This window comes from Aequorivita sp. 609 (genome assembly GCF_014212065.1).
In the GTDB taxonomy this organism is placed as follows: domain Bacteria; phylum Bacteroidota; class Bacteroidia; order Flavobacteriales; family Flavobacteriaceae; genus Aequorivita; species Aequorivita sinensis.
The window spans coordinates 474,415-496,858 of record NZ_JACJVM010000034.1 but is presented as its reverse complement, the minus strand read 5'-3'; the positions used below and the strand labels follow the sequence as shown (position 1 = coordinate 496,858).

14 protein-coding genes are annotated in these 22,444 nt (G+C 35.4%); 8 read left to right on the top strand and 6 right to left on the bottom strand.

Going from position 1 to position 22,444, the window contains the following annotated elements; translation table 11 throughout:
• Positions 1-19: 19 nt before the first annotated feature.
• The 4 genes from H4O20_RS11645 to metG form a co-directional block, all read right to left on the bottom strand.
• A complete protein-coding gene (locus H4O20_RS11645) occupies positions 20-913 on the bottom strand; it encodes a DMT family transporter (RefSeq protein WP_185099342.1) in 894 nt (297 codons plus the stop codon).
• 104 nt (positions 914-1,017) lie between these two features.
• Positions 1,018-3,147, bottom strand: coding sequence for a Tex family protein (locus tag H4O20_RS11640; RefSeq protein ID WP_185099358.1), 2,130 nt, complete (start codon positions 3,145-3,147; stop codon positions 1,018-1,020).
• A 395-nt stretch (positions 3,148-3,542) separates the two neighbouring features.
• Positions 3,543-3,995, bottom strand: coding sequence for an IS200/IS605 family transposase (gene tnpA / locus H4O20_RS11635; protein ID WP_185099341.1), 453 nt, complete (start codon positions 3,993-3,995; stop codon positions 3,543-3,545).
• Positions 3,996-4,245: 250 nt separating this feature from the next.
• Positions 4,246-6,366 carry a methionine--tRNA ligase gene (gene metG, locus H4O20_RS11630; RefSeq protein ID WP_185099340.1) on the bottom strand — a complete coding sequence of 707 codons (2,121 nt, stop codon included), beginning with the start codon at positions 6,364-6,366 and terminating at the stop codon, positions 4,246-4,248.
• Positions 6,367-6,428: 62 nt separating this feature from the next.
• Between metG and H4O20_RS11625 the strand changes: the two genes are divergently transcribed.
• The 3 genes from H4O20_RS11625 (at position 6,429) to H4O20_RS11615 (ending at position 8,864) form a co-directional block, all read left to right on the top strand.
• Positions 6,429-7,343: an LD-carboxypeptidase gene (locus tag H4O20_RS11625; protein WP_139854311.1), complete on the top strand. Its 915-nt coding sequence runs from the start codon at positions 6,429-6,431 to the stop codon at positions 7,341-7,343.
• A 405-nt stretch (positions 7,344-7,748) separates the two neighbouring features.
• Positions 7,749-8,378: a hypothetical protein gene (locus H4O20_RS11620; RefSeq protein ID WP_139854309.1), complete on the top strand. Its 630-nt coding sequence runs from the start codon at positions 7,749-7,751 to the stop codon at positions 8,376-8,378.
• Between the two features lie 123 nt (positions 8,379-8,501).
• The gene (locus H4O20_RS11615; protein ID WP_139854307.1) at positions 8,502-8,864 is read left to right on the top strand and encodes a YraN family protein; all 363 of its coding nucleotides are present in this window, start codon (positions 8,502-8,504) and stop codon (positions 8,862-8,864) included.
• A 57-nt stretch (positions 8,865-8,921) separates the two neighbouring features.
• Here H4O20_RS11615 and H4O20_RS11610 read toward each other — a convergent pair whose 3' ends face one another.
• The gene (locus H4O20_RS11610; protein ID WP_139854305.1) at positions 8,922-10,250 is read right to left on the bottom strand and encodes a TlpA disulfide reductase family protein; all 1,329 of its coding nucleotides are present in this window, start codon (positions 10,248-10,250) and stop codon (positions 8,922-8,924) included.
• A gap of 143 nt (positions 10,251-10,393) precedes the next feature.
• Here H4O20_RS11610 and epsC point away from each other — a divergent pair, with 143 nt between their 5' ends.
• Together epsC and cysM are read left to right on the top strand one after the other, a co-directional pair.
• The gene (epsC, locus tag H4O20_RS11605; protein WP_139854302.1) at positions 10,394-11,182 is read left to right on the top strand and encodes a serine O-acetyltransferase EpsC; all 789 of its coding nucleotides are present in this window, start codon (positions 10,394-10,396) and stop codon (positions 11,180-11,182) included.
• Positions 11,175-12,059, top strand: a complete 885-nt coding sequence (gene cysM, locus H4O20_RS11600; protein ID WP_185099339.1) for a cysteine synthase CysM — start codon at positions 11,175-11,177, stop codon at positions 12,057-12,059. Before epsC ends, cysM begins: the two co-directional genes overlap by 8 nt.
• Positions 12,060-12,114: 55 nt before the next feature.
• On the opposite strand, the gene mfd is transcribed toward cysM, so the two are convergent.
• Positions 12,115-15,492: a transcription-repair coupling factor gene (mfd, locus tag H4O20_RS11595; RefSeq protein ID WP_185099338.1), complete on the bottom strand. Its 3,378-nt coding sequence runs from the start codon at positions 15,490-15,492 to the stop codon at positions 12,115-12,117.
• A gap of 168 nt (positions 15,493-15,660) precedes the next feature.
• Between mfd and H4O20_RS11590 the strand changes: the two genes are divergently transcribed.
• From H4O20_RS11590 to H4O20_RS11580, 3 genes are all read left to right on the top strand, one after another.
• Complete coding sequence (locus H4O20_RS11590; protein WP_185099337.1) at positions 15,661-17,013, top strand: NAD(P)/FAD-dependent oxidoreductase; 1,353 nt, start codon at positions 15,661-15,663, stop codon at positions 17,011-17,013.
• 171 nt (positions 17,014-17,184) lie between these two features.
• Positions 17,185-18,279, top strand: coding sequence for a hypothetical protein (locus H4O20_RS11585; protein ID WP_139854297.1), 1,095 nt, complete (start codon positions 17,185-17,187; stop codon positions 18,277-18,279).
• A 150-nt stretch (positions 18,280-18,429) separates the two neighbouring features.
• Complete coding sequence (locus tag H4O20_RS11580; RefSeq protein WP_185099336.1) at positions 18,430-21,882, top strand: pyruvate carboxylase; 3,453 nt, start codon at positions 18,430-18,432, stop codon at positions 21,880-21,882.
• Positions 21,883-22,444: the final 562 nt, after the last annotated feature.

Here is a 22,444-nt window from a genome sequence, read left to right as displayed (position 1 = left end):
TTTTGTCTAAAACGCTATTTTAGATAGTTTCAGGGTTTTTTATTTCTTTACCAATGATAGGAATCTTCTTAGTATAGAATGTTATACGTATTCCGAAAAGAAGAATTATTCCACCAATAATCATTTGAAAAGTAATTTCTTCATTAATAAACATCCACGCAAAAAGTGTCGTTAATACAGCCTGACCTAATAAACTTACGGATACTCTTGTAGCACGCATGTGTTTGGTGGCATAGCCCAAAAGTAGCCACGCTGCTAATTGACATACTAGACCTTGAACTAAAAGCGATAACCAACCCATTTCGGTAAATCCGGTAAAAGGTTCATTCATTATAAAACTTAACACCCCTAAAAACACGGCAGAGCTAAGTGTGCTTATTGTAATAAATGGAACAACTTCTACTTCATAAAGTACAAATTTGCTCACCAACATGTATACTGCATAAAATACACCTGAGAGTATTGCAAATACAAATGCAAGATCAAAGTCTAAATTCACAAAAAAGTGAAATCCTACTAAGGTTATCATCCCCATAATGGCAATTAAAGTGCCTATCCAGAAATTCCGAGTCGGCTTATTCTTCAAAAAGAAAAACGCACCTATCCCTACCCAAACTGGGGAAAGATTTGTAAGCAACGTTGCTTGTGTAGCTGTAGATTGCTGTATTGCGATATTCCAAACAGTAACGTCAAGTGCAAATATAAATCCGCAAAGCACAGTTAATAGAAGCATTTTTACCGAAGGAACTTTTAATTTTCCTGAAAATATTGCAAATGGAACTAATACAGATGCCGCAATTGCCATTCTATAAAAAGCAGAGATTATAGGAGGCGACAATTTAAGCTTCACCAAAATTGGGAAAATAGAAATACAAATGATTCCTATGACAAGGGCAATTCTAGGCTTTGTCATAAAAGTAAAGTTGAAGGTATTAATAAAGCCGGCAAAATTAGTCTATATAAACCGATAAAAGTCTGTTTATAAGTTGAAGAATTTAAAATTTAACGTAAAATTAATTACTTGTGAAGTTTAAGCTGAATTCGCTTTCTTTCTACATCTACATCAAGCACTTTTACAATAATTTGTTGGTGTAAATGAACATACTCACTAACGTCGGAAACAAATGTATCTGCCAAATTTGAGACGTGAATTAAACCACTTTCTTTGATTCCTATATCTACAAAGCAACCAAAATTTGTAATGTTATTTACGATTCCCGGCAACAGCTGCCCTTCTTGTAAATCGGTGATGGACTTTATATTTTGATTAAAAGTAAACACTTTCGCTTCTTCGCGAATGTCTAATCCCGGTTTTTCTAATTCTTTAATAATATCTTTTAAAGTAGGAAGTCCAACTTTATCGGTGACGTATTTTTCTAGTTTTATTTTCTGAAGAAGGGATTTATTTCCTATCAAATCTGAAATATTTATTCCTTCATCCTTAGCCATTTTTGAAACTACCGAATAACTTTCAGGATGCACAGAAGAATCGTCTAAAGGATTTTTACCATTTTTAATTCGAAGAAATCCCGCTGCTTGTTCAAAAGCTTTTCCCCCTAACCGAGGGACTTTCATTATATCTTTACGAGATGTAAAAGCACCGTTTTCTTCGCGATAATTCACAACGTTTTCAGCTAATTTCTGACCGATTCCCGAAACGTAGCTCAGTAAAGGAATACTAGCGGTATTTATATTTACACCTACCGCATTTACACATAATTCCACAGTAGTATCCAATGAACTTTTCAGTTTCGTTTGATCTACATCGTGCTGATACTGGCCTACTCCGATAGATTTTGCATCAATTTTTACAAGTTCAGCAAGTGGATCTTGCAAGCGTCGCCCGATAGAAACCGCACCACGAACGGTTACGTCGTAATTAGGAAATTCATCACGAGCTATTTTGGAAGCTGAATAAATAGAAGCTCCTGCTTCACTCACAACAAAAACCTGCATTGGATTTTTAAACTGAATGCGCTTAATAAATTGCTCTGTCTCTCGAGAAGCTGTTCCGTTTCCAATTGCAATTGCTTCAACTTTATGAGCATCGGCAAGGGAACTAATTTTTTTCATTGCTCCTTTTATGTCGTTTTTTGGAGCGTGTGGATAAATGGTTTCATTGTGCTGTAATCCACCTTGAGCGTCGAGGCATACAACTTTACAACCCGTTCTAAATCCAGGGTCAATAGCTAAAACACGTTTTTCACCCAAAGGCGAACCAAGTAATAATTGCTTTAAATTTTTAGCGAAAACGTTGATTGCAGTTTCATCAGCTCTTTCTGTTGCGGCAGATAATGCTTCATTAGAAAGCGCTGGAAACAATAAGCGTTTATAACTATCTTCAATCGCCAATTTTATTTGTTTTGAAGCCGCGTCATTCGATTTTACTATTCGACTTTCAATTTTTGAAAGTGCAATTTCATCGTCGATTTCAACTTTATTTCGAATAAATCCTTCCGAAGTTGCGCGTAGAATTGCTAGTAATCTATGCGATGGAATTCGATTTAAAGGTTCATTCCAATCAAAATAATCACGGAATTTCTGCGCCTTTTCATCATCTTGAAACTTCTTTACAACTTTTGTTGAAATCGCCGCGAAGCGTTCCAACTGTTTCCGAAGCATATTGCGGATATCGGTACGCTCGTTAATCCATTCAGCAATAATATGGCGCGCACCTTCCAAAGCATCGTCTTCGGAATTCACATCACCCTTTACATACTTTGAAGCAAGCGAAGAAATTTCTGAGCTTGATATACTACGAGTTTGCGCCATTATAATTTTTGCCAATGGTTCTAAACCATTTTCGCGAGCTGTGTCTGCTTTGGTTTTGCGCTTCTTTTTGTACGGCAAATACAAATCTTCTAAAGTAATTAAATCTGCAGCCTCTTCAATTTTTTTCTGAAGTTCAGCCGTAAGAACGTTCTGCTCTTCCAAAGTTTTAAGGATAGCAGATTTTCGTTTTTCTAGGGCCTCAAATTGTTCTTTAAACCTTACAATATCACCAATCTGAACCTCATCGAGATTTCCCGTCAATTCTTTTCGGTAACGCGAAATGAAGGGAATAGTACAGTCTTCATTCAAAAGCTTGATGGTGTTCTCTACGCTCTTACGAGGAAGTTGGGTTTGGGAGGTAATTGCGCTTATCAAGTTCACTTAGTTTTGCTTTTCATATTTTCACCAAAAATAAAGAATCTGCAAGCAATATTAGGTTTCTAACTTTCTAATATTATTTAATACTACAAGTGATTTTCTGAATTTAGATATCACCCCTCCGGGGCTTTAGACTTTCTAGCTCTTTGTATTGATGGGCTATGCCACATCATTTTGGTATTAAGCCCTTTCAGGGCTGAGTCAATTCCAATTAAATATTCAAAACATAAAAAGGACAAGTTTCCTCATTTTGGAGCGCATTCCGGCTAAGCCCTATAGGGGTTAAAAATATTATCGAGGGGCAGAGTCCCTCGTGAAGTAAACACAGAGCCGTGAGTCAAGCCCTGAAAGGGCGACATATCAAATTACAAGTCCAAATTAGGCTAGCCGTGCTAATCCCAAACATACTTCTCGTCATAATCAACTTCATACTTTTTTAAAAATGCTCGAAATTCAGCCTTAAATGTTCTTTTAGAATGATGTTCATGCTGATTAGAAATGTAGGCAACCACTACTTCTACTTGCGCAGGATTTACCGAAAACGCACCATAACCATCCTGCCAATAAAAGTTTTTATAAGCTACTCCCTTTGTTTTTATCCATTTGGAAGAATTCGATTTTAATAATTCTACCAATTTCATTAAGGCAATTTTTTTAGAGAGTTTGCATAGAATATGTACGTGATCTGTGTAACCACCTACTTTAATTACTTGAGAATCGAGTTTGTTACAGATACCACCGAGATAGCTATGAAGTTCCGCTTCTACTGGAGGGAATATCAGCGGTTGTCGATGCTTGGTGCTGAATACGATATGGACGTAATTTTGAACGAGAGATTGACCCATAATAATTAGGATTTAACGCTTTCAGGCTTCAGTTTCAGCATTCCTTTAATAACGATGGGTAACCCTTCCTTCGTTAAAAAATAACGCCCTTTCAATGCTAGACTATAAATTTAGATCTTAATAAAGAAATAAACAATTCTAGTATTAAAAGGGCATCATTATGAAACAAAAGGTGAACCTTTTACTTCTAGAAAATTCCGATAATAAAGTCCTACAAGAGTAATATCAGATAGCAAAGAAATTTTCTTACTTAGTTTATCGTCGCCCCATTTTCAACTCCACTAGTATCAGGATTCATAAAAACTAATTTTCCATCGGCGTCTTCTGTCATCAAAATCATTCCTTGACTTTCCACTCCGCGAAGTTTTCTTGGTGCTAGATTTACCAAAACAGTAACTTTTTTACCAATAATCTCTTCCGCATTAAAGCTTTGAGCAATACCGGAAACAATAGTGCGGACGTCAATTCCTGTGTCAACTTTTAAAACCAAAAGTTTATCTGCTTTCGGCATTTTTTCGGCTTCAATGATTGTACCCACTCGCATATCGAGTTTCATAAAATCTTCAAATTGAATTGTTTCTTTCTGTGGCTCTACTTTTTTATTGTCAGCAGCCTGTGCTGAGCTTGTCGATTCATTCATCTTTTTACTGGCTTGTAGTTTATCTAATTGGGCTTGAATTTGTTCGTCTTCAATTTTGCTAAATAGCAATTCGGCCTTATTTATTTTATGACCAGGTTTTATAAGTTCTGATTTTGTTGAAACGTCGTTCCATTTAATAGACCCTTCGACGGAGCCTGTCCTGAGCGAAGTCGAAGGGCTCAGGGTGACATTAAGCATGTTTTTCAATTTATCTGAAGTAAATGGTAAAAACGGTTCGCTTAAAACAGCCAAAGCAGAAGCTATCTGCAATGCAACATACATTACTGTTTTGGTGCGATCTTCATCAGTTTTGAACGTCTTCCAAGGTTCTTCGTCGGCTAAATACTTATTTCCTAAACGAGCTAAATTCATCATCTCCGCTTGAGCTTCGCGGAAACGGTAACGCTCCAACGAACTTGCAATTACAGCAGGATATGCTTTTAATTCATTTAACGTCTGCTCGTCAATCTCAGAAAAAGTTGATGGTTCTGGAACTATTCCTCCGTAATATTTATCGGTTAAAACCATTACTCGGTTAATGAAGTTTCCGAAAATGGCAACCAACTCACTGTTGTTACGAGTTTGGAAATCTGCCCAAGTAAAATCGTTATCTTTTGTCTCAGGTGCGTTTGCTGTTAAAGTGTAACGCAACACGTCTTGCTGATTTGGAAAATCTTCTAAATACTCGTGTAACCAAACTGCCCAGTTTTTACTAGTTGAAATTTTATTTCCTTCAAGGTTTAAAAATTCGTTTGCCGGAACGTTTTCAGGAAGAATGTAACTTCCTTCCGCTTTTAACATCGCTGGAAAAATAATACAGTGGAAAACGATATTGTCCTTTCCAATAAAGTGAAGCATTTTGGTTTTATCGTCCTTCCAATAATCTTCCCAATTTTTGTTTTCGCGTGCTGCCCATTCTTTGGTTGCTGAAATATAGCCGATAGGCGCATCAAACCAAACGTAAAGTACTTTTCCGTCTGCTCCTTCTACTGGCACAGGAATTCCCCAATCCAAATCACGAGTTACCGCGCGAGGACGTAAGCCATCGTCTATCCAACTTTTACACTGTCCGTAAACGTTAGTCTTCCAATCTTTTTTATGGTCTACTAGAATCCACTGTTTTAGAAAATCTTCATATTCATTCAATGGCAAAAACCAGTGTTTTGTCTCTTTTAATACAGGCACATTTCCTGAAATTGCACTTTTCGGATTGATTAAATCTGTAGCGTTTAAACTAGAGCCACATTTTTCACATTGATCGCCATAGGCTTCCTCATTCCCACATTTAGGGCAAGTTCCTGTAATATATCTGTCTGCAAGAAACTGATTAGCTTCTTCATCGTATAATTGCTCGGTAACTTCTTCGGTGAATTTGCCGTCTTCATATAGTTTTTTGAAAAAATCTGAAGCGGTTTTATGGTGAATTTCAGCAGAAGTACGCGAATAGTTATCAAAAGAAATCCCGAATTCCTCAAAGCTTTTTTTGATGATTCCGTGGTATTTATCCACTACTTGTTGAGGCGTAATTCCTTCTTTTTTTGCTTTTATTGTAATTGGCACTCCGTGTTCATCACTACCGCAAATAAATGCGACGTCTTTGTTTTGAAGTCTTTGGTAGCGTGCATAAATATCAGCTGGCACATAAACACCTGCTAAATGGCCGATATGAACGGGACCGTTTGTGTATGGTAAGGCTGCGGTAATTGTATACCTATTTGGGTTTTGTTCCATAATTTTTTTTGAAAGTACAAAAGTACATATAAATGTAGTAATTTGTGGTTTTAAATCGATTCATGATAACACCAAATACACTTCAAAAAGGTGATACAATTGCGATAGTATCTACCGCTCGAAAACTTAAAAAAGAAGAATTACAACCAGCACTTAAAATTTTAGAAAGCTGGGGATTAAAGGCTGTTTTAGGAAAAACTATTGGAGCCGAAGAAAATCAATTTGCTGGGAATGAAGAATTAAGAGCCGAAGATTTTCAGCAAATGCTCGACAATCCAAACATCAAAGCCATTTGGTGTGCCAGAGGTGGTTATGGTACCGTTAAAATGATTGATATGTTAGATTTTTCAGCATTTCAAAAAGATTCAAAATGGATTATTGGCTATAGTGATGTTACCGTATTACACTCGCACATTCACAATTTAGGAATTGAAACCTTACACGCACAAATGTGCTTAGATATCGAAAATAAAACTGAGGAAGCAAGAGAATCAATTCGGAAGGTTTTATTTGAGCAAGAATATTCAATCGCTTTTAATGTTAATACTTACAATAAAACTTTTCAACAAAAACAGCAGCTAAGCTCGATTCAAAGCAAAATAGTTGGCGGAAATCTTTCTGTGCTTTATTCGCTCTGCGGAAGTAGTTCAGCAATAAATACTGATGGCAAAATTCTTTTTATTGAAGACTTAGATGAATACCTATATCACATTGATAGAATGATGATGAATTTGAAAAGAAATGGAGTATTTAAAAATTTGAAAGCATTGATTGTTGGCGGAATGACAGATATGCACGATAATACAATTCCATTTGGAAAAACTGCTGAAGAGATTATATTAGACGCAGTTAAGGATTATAATTATCCTGTATTTTTCAACTTTCCCGCTGGGCATATTAAAGATAATCAAGCGTTGATTTTTGGGAGGGAAGTTAAATTGATCTCTGAAAACGATCAGGTGATTTTGAACTTTTAAAAAATTCAAGTCCGTTGTCAGGTTGAGCGCAGTCGAAACCTTTTTATAATCAAGATTTTCAAGTTCTCGACTGCCCTCGAACGGACATCACTATTTATTACTCAAAATTTCAATGTTTTAATCTTAAAAAAATGAGATACTTGAGTTTGTGAATATTAATTTAAAGACACTTACACTATGTTAATTGGTATTCAAATTCAATTGCAGATTTTCTTATTTGGTCAGATTCTAACTCATAAGCGTCTTACACTCATTAAAACCCCCCAAACCGCATAAACCTTTGACATTCTGTTGAATAGTTTTGTATTTTTAAAACAACTTAAAAATCCATAGTGTTTTATATGCTATGAAAATATTTTTTTAAGTGTTTGATCCATACATTACTAACCAATATAGAAAACAGTTATGAAAACTAAATTATTATTTCTAGCTACGCTATTATGTTTACTTTTGGCTACACCACTATATTCACAAATAACCAAGAGAACGAAAACAAAAGATGCTACAAACCAGAAAACTACCACTCCTTCTAATAAAAAATTAGCAGATACTAATCAAATTATGGTGGTTAATCCTGATAACAGAAAAATAGTTCCAAAACGGCAACGAGTGATACACGGCCGCATCGATCCTATTACCGGAGAACAGATTCCTCCAACTAAAAAAGGACCACCAAGTAAAGAGTTTGCTATTATCTTTCCTCATATCTCACAACAATATCCAAATTCCAACTTTTATGTTTTAGGAGAGAGTGTATCGGGAAACACTGAAGGACATATGCCCGAAGTAAAACTTTACGGCGAAGGTCCAGCAGGACGTACAGTAGAAGTAAAGATGTTTAGGGTTGATCAAAACAATAGATTGATTCAAGATTGGACTCCGATTCGCGAAAAAATAAATCCAGAGGGATTTTGGGGAGCGAGTATACCTTGGGGTACATATGAGGATGAAGGAAAAAGCGTGAAACTCAAATTATTAGTTAGGAATTCCGCAAATAAATCAGATATAATAACATTGTTTGTAGGCAGAGAATAGTTGTGGGCTAATTTGCAGAATAAAAACAAATAGCTGAGGTTAAAAAAATCATCTTTTAAATTGCTAAATGAAATTTTAAAAGTTGAAACTTGAATTTTAATTTTTCAGTAATTTTAGCGTATTATGGCCAATCACAATGAACTCGGAAAAATAGGGGAAGAAATAGCCGCTCAATACTTAATAAAAAACGGCTACAAAATTCTACGTCGTAATTTCTTTTTTGACAAAGCTGAAATTGACATTATCGCCCAAAAAGAAGAAGATACCGTTGTAATTGTTGAGGTTAAAACTAGAAATAGCGACTTTTTTGGCGACCCTCAGAGTTTTGTTACTCCGGGAAAGATTAAAAACTTGGTGAAAGCTGCAAACGAATATATAATTTCAAATGAACTCGATGTTGAAGTTCGTTTTGATATTATTGCCATATTAAAAAATCAAAAAACCGAAAGTTTAGAGCACTTCGAAAATGCTTTCTATCATTTTTAATGCCTAGAAAACTTGCCTACTTTCAAGTTGTAAAAACCATGAAACTCATACATTACCTTACTGTTTCTTGTAGGCTTCTAAAGTATCAATGATACCAAATAAAGTATTTTGACCTTGAGGCTTTCCGATAATCTTTTTATCCTTATCCAAAACGAAATAAGTAGGAGTTCCTGTCACATTATAATCTAAAGTAATAGCTGCGCGGTCCTCATCCTTTCTCAATACGTGGATAAAATTACTGAGCTGCTCTGTCGTTTGCTTCCAAGGTTCATCCTCCATTTCTAATCCAACAGCTATTACTTTAATTTTATTACTATTTATAGTATTCATCTTTTCATTCAAAATAGGCATTTGTTCCATACAATGAGGGCAGTCTGAGCTCCAGAAAGCCAGGACATAATATTCAGCCACGTCTGTGGAATAAAGTGTGTTTTCGTTATCGTTTTCATCCTCCCAACTAAAGTTTGGGACTTTAGCTCCAACGGAAAGGTTTTTAAATAAGTCTAATTTTTTAATTAGAACAGTATCATCATGTGAGGTGGCAAGGTCTGTCAAATAATTGTCGGCTAAATAATTGGCTGCGTTGTTTTTGTTTTTATCAACTAAAGATTGCCAAAACCCCGCTAACACTGTTTTTTGAAATTCAGAATCGCTGTTTTTAATTTCGAAATATATGTCATTTATAAGAGAGCGATAAAATGTAGAACCTTGAACTAAAGTGAATTCTTCGTAATATTTTTCAATAATTTTTAAAGGAAAAGAGGAGCTTTGTAGTTGCATATCCTCAAAGTCAAAATTGCTAAAGAAATTTGTTTTCTTCTCTCCGTAGTATAAGCTTCTATTTTTAAAATCATTTGGGATATAGGGCTTATTAGCCTTGACGAATAATGAAGCAAAAGAATTTTTTGATTCATTCTCAGCCCTATTTTGAATATCTATTTGTTTTCTAAGAAGCGTTTTAACGTCTGTGGTATTTGGACTTTCAGAAGTCAATTCCGAATTCAATGCATTTTCAATAGCATCTATTTCTTTCAAATACTCATTAAGGATTTTATTTTGAGAATCTGTGAATACTACACCAGTGGTTTCAGAAAAAGTAAATGACACCTCTTCATTTCCATCATATATAAAATCAAAATAGTTGTTTTCTTCTGGTAAATTATAAACCAATCGGTAACTTCCTTTTGAAAGTGAATCGAAATTCAATTTCAACTTTCCATCATTTCCAATTTTGGTGTCTTGTGCATAAATTTTACCTGTTGGCGTTAAGCGGTATAAAATAGCAAAATCAAAGTCTTCCTTTGGAGAAAATTCTCCTGTCATAGAATCTTGACAATAAAGAAAGAATGGACTTAAAAGAACTAGAAGTAATATTTTTTTGATCATGATAGTTAATTAATTTACAAAGCTATCAATCTTTTGATTGGAAAAATAATCTTTGCAAGTTAGTAGGTGGGGATTACTTTTTATTATTTCTGTAACTTTAGAAGATTAAACTCACTTTTTAATTTCAACATTAAAAATACAATATGAACGACGATATAATTCAAGCGATAGAAAAGCAAAAGGAAAACCCGAATTTAAAGTATCGATTAAAAGTTCGCACAGAAGTATTTACAGATCTTTTATTCTTAACACTCTTCGATTCAGAAACATCGGTTTCTAAAAACCTACAAATCTTGGAAGCAATGTTTGAGGAATTGTCTGACATTGCCTGTTGGAAGCCTGAAAAGCCTTGTAGAAAAATGTGGAGAAACTATGTTGAAAAGCTTCCTGAAATTTTAAAGAAATTAAACAAAGATGCTGAAGCATTTTTAAAAAATGATCCTGCGGCCAATTCTATTGAGGAAATTTATTTGTCGTACCCTGGATTTTACGCCATTGTAATACACAGGTTAAGCCACGAGTTTTATAAATTGAGAATGCCATTAATTCCAAGATTAATGAGCGAATATGCGCATCATATTACAGGAGCAGATATCAACCCTGGGGCTCAAATTGGTGAGTCGTTTTATCTAGATCACGCTACTGGGACCGTAATTGGAGAAACAACGATAATTAAAAATAATGTAAAAATTTACCAAGGCGTAACTTTGGGAGCGCTATCGGTAGCAAGAGACTTACGCAACATAAAACGTCATCCTACAGTTGAAGATAACGTAGTAATCTATGCTAACGCAACAATTTTGGGTGGTGAAACTGTAATTGGAGCCAACAGTATAATTGGAGGTAATGCTTGGGTCACCAAGTCTATTGCACCAAATTCACTAGTATCAAATATAAGTCAAGTAAGAGTTAAAACAGCAGAAAATGTATAAAAACATCATAGATTTTATAGGAAACACTCCACTGATAAAAGCAACCCGTTTGGTAAACAATCCAAACATTACTCTGCTTTTAAAATTAGAAGGACAAAATCCTGGTGGTAGCGTAAAAGATCGTGCAGCTTACAATATGATTAGGTCGGCATTAGATAGAGGTGAAATTGATAAAAACTCGAAACTAATTGAAGCTACTAGTGGTAATACAGGAATTGCTTTAGCGATGATTGCGGGGATATTTAAGTTGAGTATTGAACTAGTTATGCCTGAAAATTCTACCAAAGAGCGAGTTCAAACTATGCGTGCCTATGGAGCAAAAGTTACATTAACCTCAGCCGATATTGGAATTGAAGGCGCAAGAGATTATGCAGAAAGAAAGGTAGCAGAGGAAGGTTATTATTCTTTCAATCAATTTGCAAATGACGATAATTGGAAAGCCCATTATAAAACCACCGGTCCAGAGATTTGGAATGATACCGACGGTAATATAACGCATTTTGTTTCGGCAATGGGAACAACAGGTACAATTATGGGAGTTTCTACATTTCTAAAAGAAAAGAATAAAGACATTCAAATTATAGGTGCACAACCTACCGATGGAGCTAAAATTCCTGGAATTAGAAAGTGGCCAGAAGCTTATCTACCAAAAATATTTAATCCAAAAAAAGTTGATCAAGTTATTGAAGTTAGTGAAGAAGAAGCTACAAAAATGACGAAACGCTTAGCCGAAGAAGAAGGCGTTTTTGCCGGAATGAGTAGCGGCGGAAGTGTTGCAGCTGCCTTAAAACTAATTGAAACTATAGACAGCGGAGTTGTGGTAGCGATAATTTGCGACCGTGGAGATCGATATTTATCCTCTCCACTGTTTGATTAAACCTCAATTTAATTTCAAACCTAACTGGTTTTAAAAACCTGTTAGGTTTGAAATACTAATCTTTAAATAACTCCATTGCCTGAAGTGCTTTATTAACAGAAGTAATATTTTCAAAAGTTAAAAGCAATCGCAAGCCGTTGCGAGTTTGTTTCTCTTTCATAGTCACTTTTCGAGGATGGCTCTGAACGTACTGAAGCACTTTTGTAAAAGTTGGACTTTGATAAAAAGCACTTTGTTGGTTTGCAATAAAATACCCAACCATTTTATTGTTTTTAATAACCAATCGCTCTAAGCCCATAGAAATAGCTAGCCATTTCAACCTCACGCTGTTTAACAAGTCTTCAGCCTGTATTGGCAACTCTCCAAAACGATCAAGCAACTCCTTTTCAAATTTTTGAAGCTCATTCTCGTCTTTGAGCTCGTTTAACTTGGTGTAAAGATTTAGTCGTTCGGTAATATTATTTACATAATCATCAGGGAAAAGCAATTCAAAATCCGAATCGATTGTAATTTCCTTTACAAATTTCTTATTACTCAACGGAGCTGAAGAATCTTCGTAGAGATCTTTAAATTCTTTTTCTTTTAGTTCTTCAATGGCTTCAGATAGAATCTTTTGATACGTATCAAAACCAATTTCATTAATAAATCCACTTTGCTCACCTCCTAGTAAATCACCCGCACCGCGAATTTCTAAATCCTTCATCGCGATGTTTATTCCGCTTCCCAATTCTGAAAATTGCTCTAATGCAGTGATTCGTTTTCGTGCATCGTCAGTCATCGCAGAATAGTCTGGAGTAATAAAGTAACAGAATGCCTTTTTATTACTTCTACCCACTCGCCCACGCATTTGGTGTAGATCTGAAAGACCAAAATTATTAGCGTTGTTAATGAATATAGTGTTCGCGTTAGGCACATCCAATCCACTTTCTATAATTGTGGTAGAAACCAATACATCAAATTCATTATTCATAAATCGAAGCATTAGGTCTTCTAGTTTCTTACCATCCATTTGCCCGTGACCAATACCTATTTTAGCATCAGGCACCAACCTTTGGATCATTCCAGCAACTTCTTTAATGTTTTCTATTCTGTTGTGAACAAAGAAAACTTGTCCGCCACGCGAAATTTCATATTGAACAGCATCGCGAATATTCTCCTCACTAAAACGAATAACGTGCGTCTCTACTGGATAACGGTTTGGCGGTGGAGTAGTAATTACCGAAAGATCACGTGCAGCCATTAAACTAAACTGTAACGTACGTGGAATTGGCGTAGCAGTTAATGTCAATGTATCTACATTTTCCTTTATAGTTTTTAGTTTATCTTTTACTGCAACTCCGAATTTCTGCTCTTCATCTATAATTAGCAGTCCCAAATCTTTAAATTCGACCGATTTATTTACTAACTGGTGTGTCCCAATTACGATATCTAAGCGGCCATCTTTTAATCCTTCCAAAACTGCTTTCCTTTCTTTCGCAGTTCTAAATCTATTTAGGTAATCGACTTTCACTGGCATTTCGGAAAGTCTTTCAGAAAAAGTCTTAAAATGTTGAAAAGCCAAAATAGTTGTAGGCACTAAAACAGCAACTTGTTTTCCGTTATCAACCGCTTTAAATGCAGCTCGAATAGCTACTTCTGTTTTTCCAAAACCAACATCACCACAAACCAATCGGTCCATCGGGCGTTCGTTTTCCATATCTTTTTTAACGTCCTCGGTAGCAGAACTCTGATCTGGAGTATCTTCATAAATAAATGAAGATTCCAACTCTGCCTGTAAGTAACTATCAGGATCATATGCAAACCCTTTAAGGGTGCGTCTTTTTGCGTAAAGCTCGATTAAATTAAAAGCAATTTCCTTAACTCGGGTTTTGGTTTTTTGCTTTAGCTTTTTCCAAGCATCGCTACCCAATTTATAAATTTTGGGCTCTTTACCATCTTTCCCGTTGTATTTTGAAATTTTGTGAAGACTATGAATACTCAGGTATAGAATATCGCGTTCGCCGTAAAAAAGCTTGATGGCTTCCTGCATTTTTCCTTCTACTTCAATCTTCTGTAAACCTCCAAATTTCCCTATCCCGTGATCGATATGAGTAACATAATCCCCCACTTCAAGGTTGTTTATTTCCTTTAACGTTATCGCTTGTTTCTTGGCGTAGCCATTCTTAAGTTGAAACTTATGATAACGTTCAAAAATTTGATGGTCGGTGTAGCAAACTATTTTCAGATCATCATCAATAAAACCTTGAAACAAAGGAAAAACAACTGTTTCAAATTGATTTACATTTTGTTCGGCATCCTCAAAAATGTCGTGAAAACGTTTTGCCTGCTGTTCGCTACTGCAAAAAATGTAGTTTTTATAACCGTTATCTGTGTTTTCATTTAAATTTTCAATTAGCAAATTGAATTGCTTATTAAATGAAGGCTGTGGCTTGGTTGAAAATATTACCGAAGACACTTTTTCTAGTCGATTAGCATCTTCTTTTAAATTCCTTCTTCCCTTTACATTTAATGTAACAGTTGTAAACTCTGTAAGTTGCCCTTTCAGCAATGTAGAATCGCAAAATAACTCTGAAGGCTTTGCTCGTTTTATTTCAGAATCGATTGCGTTAAAAGCTTCGGTTGCTTTTTTGAAAAGATTATCTATTGCACTGCTAAAAAGTTCTTCGTTTTTTAGAAAAACCACTGTTTTAGAAGCGATATATTTTAGAAAAGACTCTCGGTTTTCATCGATTATCTTGTTTTCAATATTTGGAATTATTGAAACTTTTTTTATTTGTTCTAATGAAAGCTGTGTTTCCACATCGAAGGTTCGAATACTATCTACATCATCACCAAAAAACTCAATTCGATATGGTTCATCATTACTAAAACTGAACACATCTAGAATTCCTCCGCGAACCGAAAACTCACCTGGTTCTGTAACAAAATCAGTGCGTTTAAAACGATATTCAAACAAGACTTCGTTTACAAAATCAATTGAAAGCTGATCGTTTACCGCTATTTTTAGGGTGTTTTGTTCTAATTCCTTTCGAGTAACAACTTTTTCAAAAAGTGCCTCGGGATAAGTGACGATAAATGCCGGTTTTTTTCGAGAATTAATTCGGTTTAAAACCTCACTTCTCAATAAAACATTAGCGTTATCCGTTTCTTCTATTTGATATGGCCGGCGATAACTTCCAGGATAAAAAAGTACATTTTTATCACCCAAAAGGTTTTCCAAATCGTTAAGGTGATAAGCGGCTTCCTCTTTATCATTCAAAATAAAAAGAAAAGGCAAATCGGTATTTTTAAAGGCTTGGGCCAAAACCATCGAAATGGAAGAACCAACAAGGCCTGATACTGAAATTGCTCGTTGCTTTTGGGATATAGCTTCTCCTAGTTTTTGCGTTTGCAAAGACTGAGAATACAGTGAAGTAGCGAATGTTTTGCTCATTGAACGGCAAATTTAATCCAAACCTATCAGGTTTTCAAAAGCTGACAGGTTTTAATTTCAACTTTATCATTTTAATAACATACATCCCTGAAATGAATCTGTATTTTTAGAATTAACTGAAACTACATCCAATAGGTTTAAATCCTTAGGTGTTTAAAAATTTAAGTAATGGCGTTTAAAGAATACGATGTTTTTGTAATAGGAACTGGCACGGCGGGTAAAACTGTAGCATACGATTGTGCTGCCGAAGGAATGAAAGTTGCAATCGCCGACAACCGTGAATTTGGCGGAACTTGCTCTCAAAGAGGATGCGACCCTAAAAAAGTTTTAGTTGGATTTACCGAAGCCATACAACTTTCAGAAAACTTGAAGGGTAAGGGCATTACATCTATTCCTAAAATTGATTGGAGAGATATACAAAAATTTAAATCGAAATTTACTGATGCTGTTCCTGCTGTGACTGAAAAAGAGTTAAAAAAAGCAGGAATTTCAATGTATCATCAATCGCCAAAATTTTTAGATGAAAACACACTATCGGTAGAAGGGAAAACTGTAAAGGCTAAAAAAATAGTTATCGCAACAGGACAAAAACCAATGGAACTAAAAATTCCCGGAAGAGATTATTTAAAAATTAGTGACGATTTTTTTGAGCTAGAGGAATTACCAGAAAACATGGTTTTTGTAGGCGCGGGATATATCGGGATGGAATTTGCGCACATTGCTGCTCGCTGTGGAGTAAAAGTTACCGTAATTGAATTTTCAGATAGACCTTTAGGTCCTTTTGAAGCCGATATTGTTGAACACCTCACAAAAGCTTCAGAAGAAATTGGAATTAAATTTATTTTTAATGCAAAGGTTACTGAAGTAGAGAAGCTTCAGAAAAACTATAGAGTTTCATTTGAGGTAAATAGTAAAGCTGAATCGGTCGATACAAGAATGGTCTTTAACACCGCCGGTCGCGTTCCTTCTATAGACGAATTAGATTTAGAAAAAGGAAATGTAGCATTTGAAAAGGGAGGAGTTTCAGTAAATGAATTTCTTCAAAACACAACTAATAAATCTGTTTATGCTTGCGGTGATGTTTCGGCAAGTGGGTCACTGCCGTTAACCCCAACATCTTCTCAGGAAGCTCGAGTTGTTTCTTTAAATATTAGAAATAGGAATAAGACTAAAATGGATTTCCCGCCTGTGCCTTCTGTGGTTTTTACAATTCCTCAGGTTGCCACTATTGGAATGACTGAAGACGAAGCAAAAGAAAAAGGCTATAACTATGTAGTAGAATACAAAAGCGTTCCTAAATGGTTTAATGCAAAACGTCTAAACGACAAAGTTTACGCCTATAAAACTATTGTAGATAAGGATAGAAACATCGTCCTTGGCGCCCACATAATTGCTGCTGGCGCTGGTGAAATGATTAATTTGTTTGTGTTGGCTATTTGTGGGAAACTCACCATTGAAAATATTAAAGCAATGATTTTTGCTTACCCTACTTGGGGGAATGATATTAAAGGGATGGTTTAAGGGAATAGAAATTAGAAGATGAAGATGAAGATGAAGATGAAGATGAATTGAAGATGAAGGTGAAGATGAAGATGAATTGAAGATGAAGGTGAAGATGAAGATGAAGATGAAGATGAAGAAATAATCCATAATTATGAAAACCCTTATATTTAAAGAATATTTACCGCAATTATGCCAAGTCAAAATAAACTCATTTCAAAGAAGAAACCCACTTACCCTATTACTGATAGGTTTTTAAAGTATTTAACCCGTCACGGGAGAACCATTAAAATTCCTATTTACTACGACGATTTATTGCGATTTCAGGGGTCTGTTTCTGTATATGATAAAAATGGAAAAGACACGCTTTGGGTGCGAGTTTACTATTCTGAATTTGAAACAGAAGAAATAAATGAGAGCTTAAAAAAAGTATACTCCATTTTACATTCTGATGGTAATGAAACTATTTTACCTTTCTTAAATATTGATAGTGTAGATTACTGCACCTTTGGAAATTCAAAACCATTTCGTATAAAAGTTCGTAATATTCTTAACGATAATTACCTCTATATCTACATTAAAAAAGCAGATGCTTCCCGAATATACGGCTTAGAACTTGAGGATTTACTTTCACCTAACCACATTAACTTTTTGGTGAGAAAAAACACTTTAATAGAAGAGCATATTTCAGGAATTCCTGGTGACGAATTTATAAACAACCATTTGGATGAATGTTCTAAAAGAGACAAACTAGAGATAGCCAAAGAATTTGTAAAATTCAACGAACGCTGCTTTATACGTCTTCTTGGAGATATGCGATCATACAACTATGTAATGGTACTTACTCACGATTTTGACCGTATTCAATATAGAATTCGCGCCATAGATTTTGACCAACAATCTTATGAAGGAAATGCAAAGGTCTACAAACCTCAATTCCTAAAAGAAAATAATAAATTGGTTGAAATGACAATGGAACTTCTTCAACAAACGTCAATAGACCAGTATATTAGTGAAGAAAGATCATTGCTGGCAAAACGAGCTACAAATGAGAAAAAAAGGTTGAAAGCTTTAATAAATTGCATGAAAGAAGATACTATTTCACCTCCCGAAAAGATTGAAGAGTTAAAAATGGATCTTTTTGAACTCACAGGTGATGTGAACTTTAAAAAAGCAATTAATATGGGGCAGGTATTGGAAAGCGCATTAGCCTTTGTAATTCGTAATTACAAAAATGTAAATCCATATATCATAAGAAGAAAAAGACAGCAGCGTCCTCAGCCTTAGAACAAAACACAGTATTTCTAGCTCATTTTAACACTAATTCATCCTATTTAAGGCTTTGAATTTTTGATAATTCTTTTGTTTTATTTTCATATTAAAGCATAGCCTTGTTTATCTTTATAGCCTTACATATATCCTTATAAAATACAATCCATGAAGATAAAGAAAGTTTTGGTGGCTAACCGTGGTGAAATAGCCATTCGAGTATTGAGAGCCTGTTCAGAAATTAATTTGCAAACAGTTTCTATCTATACTTTTGAAGACCGCTATTCACAACATCGCTATAAGGCGGATGAATCTTATCAAATAGGTGAAAACGACCAGCCTTTAAAACCCTACTTAGACGGAAATGCAATTATTGAACTTGCAAAGTCTAAGAATGTAGATGCCATTCACCCCGGATATGGATTTTTATCTGAAAACTCTGAATTTGCTCGAAACTGTGCCAAAAATGGAATTATCTTCATAGGTCCAGATCCAAAAGCTATGGACGCCTTAGGAGATAAAATTACTGCCAAAAAAATTGCAGAAAAATGCGGGGTACCTATTATTAAAAGTAATGAAAACGAATTATCTTCTTTGAAAATTGCCATTTCCGAAGCAAAAAAAGTAGGTTATCCTATTATGTTGAAAGCTGCCTCTGGTGGTGGTGGACGTGGAATGAGAATCATTCGCACTGAAGACGATTTAAAAAACAATTTCGATTCTGCAAAAAGCGAATCGCTTAATGCTTTTGGCGACGATACTATGTTTCTCGAGAAATACGTTGAAGACCCTAAGCATTTAGAAGTTCAAATAGTAGCCGATAACCACGGAAATATTCGCCATTTATACGAGCGAGATTGCTCTGTACAAAGACGTCACCAAAAAGTTGTTGAAGTTGCTCCCTCTTTTAATGTTTCCCAGAACGTAAAGGATGCACTTTATAAATACGCAATTAAAATTGCAGAGGAAGTAAATTACAATAACGTAGGTACCGTTGAATTTTTGGTTGATAAAGATGACAACGTTTTCTTTATTGAAGTGAATCCACGAATTCAAGTAGAGCACACAGTTACCGAAATGGTAACAGGAATAGACCTTATAAAAACTCAAATTTTTATTGCGGGAGGCTATAAATTAAGTGATAAACAGATTAAAATTTACGGGCAAGATTCACTTGCAACATATGGCTTTGCTATGCAGTGCCGTATTACAACCGAAGATCCCGAAAATAATTTCACCCCCGATTACGGAACTATCACTACCTATCGCAGTGCTGGCGGAATGGGAATCCGTCTAGATGCTGGTAGTATCTATCAATCTTATAGCGTAAGTCCTTTTTTCGACTCTATGCTTGTAAAGGTTTCTGCCCACGGACGAACATTGGACGGTGCAGTGCGTAAAATGTCACGCGCACTTAGAGAATTTAGAATACGCGGTGTAAAAACTAATATTCATTTTCTTCAAAATGTAATACACAACGATACTTTTAAAGAAGGTAGAGCTACGGTGAATTTTATTGCCAACACCCCTTCTCTATTCGAAATAAAACTTCCACAAGATCGTACTTCTAAAATTGTAAATTATTTGGGAGAAGTAATTGTAAACGGAAACCCAGATGTAAAGACCATCGATAAAAACAAGGTTTTTAGAACACCTAAAGTTCCAAAATTTGATAGAAGCCAAGAATTCCCAAAAGGCACAAAAGATATGCTCACGGAAATGGGACCCGAAAAATTCTGTGCTTGGCTAAAAGAAGAAAAAAAGATTCAATATACAGATACAACAATTCGCGACGCGCATCAATCATTACTCGCTACTAGGATGCGTAGTTATGACATGCTGAAAGTAGCTGAAAGTTTTGCAAAAAATCACTCAAATACATTTAGTATTGAGATGTGGGGAGGTGCAACCTTTGATGTTTGCCTTAGATTTTTACATGAAAGCCCTTGGACGAGATTACGCGAACTTCGTAAATTGATGCCAAACATACTTTTCCAAATGCTACTTCGAGGCTCTAATGGAGTTGGTTACAAGGCATATCCTGATAATTTAATTGAAAAATTTATTGAAACCTCTTGGGAAAACGGAATTGATATTTTTAGAATTTTCGACTCATTAAACTGGGTGAAAGCAATGGAGCCAAGTATTAACTATGTTCGAAACAAAACTGGTGGGATTGCCCAAGCTGCTATTAGCTATACAGGTGATATTCTTAACCCAAATGAAACCAAATACACCCTAAAATATTATACGCAACTTGCAAAAGACTTAGAAAATGCCGGGGCGCATATGATTGCGATTAAAGACATGGCTGGTCTTTTAAAACCTTATGCCGCTGCAGAACTGGTGGCTGTTTTGAAAGATACGGTTAAAATTCCGTTGCACCTGCACACTCACGATACTTCATCAATACAATCTGCTACCTACCTAAAAGCCATTGAAGCGGGAGTTGATGTTGTAGATGTGGCTTTAGGCGGACTTTCGGGGCTTACCTCTCAGCCAAACTTCAACGCTATTGTTGAGATGATGCGCAATCAACCGCGAGAAAACAAATTTGATATCACCAAACTAAACGAGTTTTCTAATTATTGGGAAGATGTTCGCGAAATGTATTACCCTTTCGAATCTGGTTTAAAAGCAGGAACAGCGGAGGTTTACCAACACGAAATTCCAGGAGGACAGTATTCAAATTTACGTCCGCAGTCGGAAGCACTTGGCTTAGGCGATCGTTTTGATGAAGTGAAAAAGATGTACGAGCAGGTAAATGGTATGTTTGGAAATTTAGTAAAAGTAACGCCAAGCTCCAAAGTAGTTGGAGATATGGCTATTTTTATGGTTACAAACAACCTTACTCCAGAAGATGTTATGCAGCGAGGCGAAGACATTTCCTTCCCAGAATCTGTAATAAACTTCTTTAAAGGGGATCTTGGACAGCCAATTGGAGGTTTCCCAAAAGAACTTCAGAAGATAATTTTGAAAAACAACGTGGCTTATACCGACAGACCAAACGCACATTTAGAGCCAATAGATTTTGATGCAGAATTCAAGATTTTCCGTAAGAAATTTCAACAAGGCTTTACAAGACAAATTGAGTTTGAAGATTTCCTTTCCTATAGTTTATATCCACGTGTTTTTGAAGACGCACACGAAAAGTATAAGCAATATGGCAATGTTGCTATTCTTGCTACTGAAAATTTCTTCTACGGAATGAAACTTCGCGAAGAGGCTATTATTGAATTAGAGCCAGGGAAGTCTATAATCGTTAAATTGCTTTCGGTAGGAATACCTAATGAAGATGGAGTACGTATAGTTTTCTTTTCGGTAAATGGGGAAAACAGATTTATTCAAATTAGAGATAAATCTATTAAGGTAGAAAAAGAAGTTCATGTAAAAGCCGACACTCAAGATCCAAATCAGTACGGAGCACCTTTACAAGGAAGCTTATATAAGGTATTGGTAAAAAAGGGACAAAAAGTAAAGAAAAACGATCACCTCTTTATTATTGAAGCTATGAAAATGGAATCTACAATCACAGCAAATAAAGATGGAAAAGTGAAGTCTATCACCCTTAAGCCTGGAACTATGGTGATGAAGGACGATTTAATTGTAACACTTGAATGAGGGGGAAAGTGAAAGTGAAATCGAAATCGAAATCGAAACTGAAATCGAAGTTGAAGTTGAAGTTGAACTGATATAAGAATAAAGAGCAATGAAATTTTAATTGGTAAGATCTACAAAGTTTTGTACTGAGGGAAGCTTGAGCGTTCTTTGTAGGTCTCAACGAAATTGAATTCAAAATCGAAACTAAAATTGAAGTTGAAGTTGAACTGATATAAGAATAAAGAGCAATGAAATTTTAATTGGTGAGGTCTGCTAGGCTTTGTGCTGAGAGAAGCATGAGCGATCCTTGTAGGGCTCAACGAAATTGAAATCGAAATCGAAGCTGAAGTTGAACTGAAATAAGAATAACGAGCAATGCGATTTTAATTGGTAAGATTTATATGGTGAAGGCGGGTTCTTGCAGGTTTAATTTACAATTGAAAATTACCTAAATAATTATCCTTTTAAATTAAACTTATCTTTTCCGAAGAAAAATTAATCGCCACCCCATTGCTTTTCAAATAAATAACACTACATTTGCACCCCTCTTAGGCAAAATACGTTTTGTTTTAAGATGAGGAAA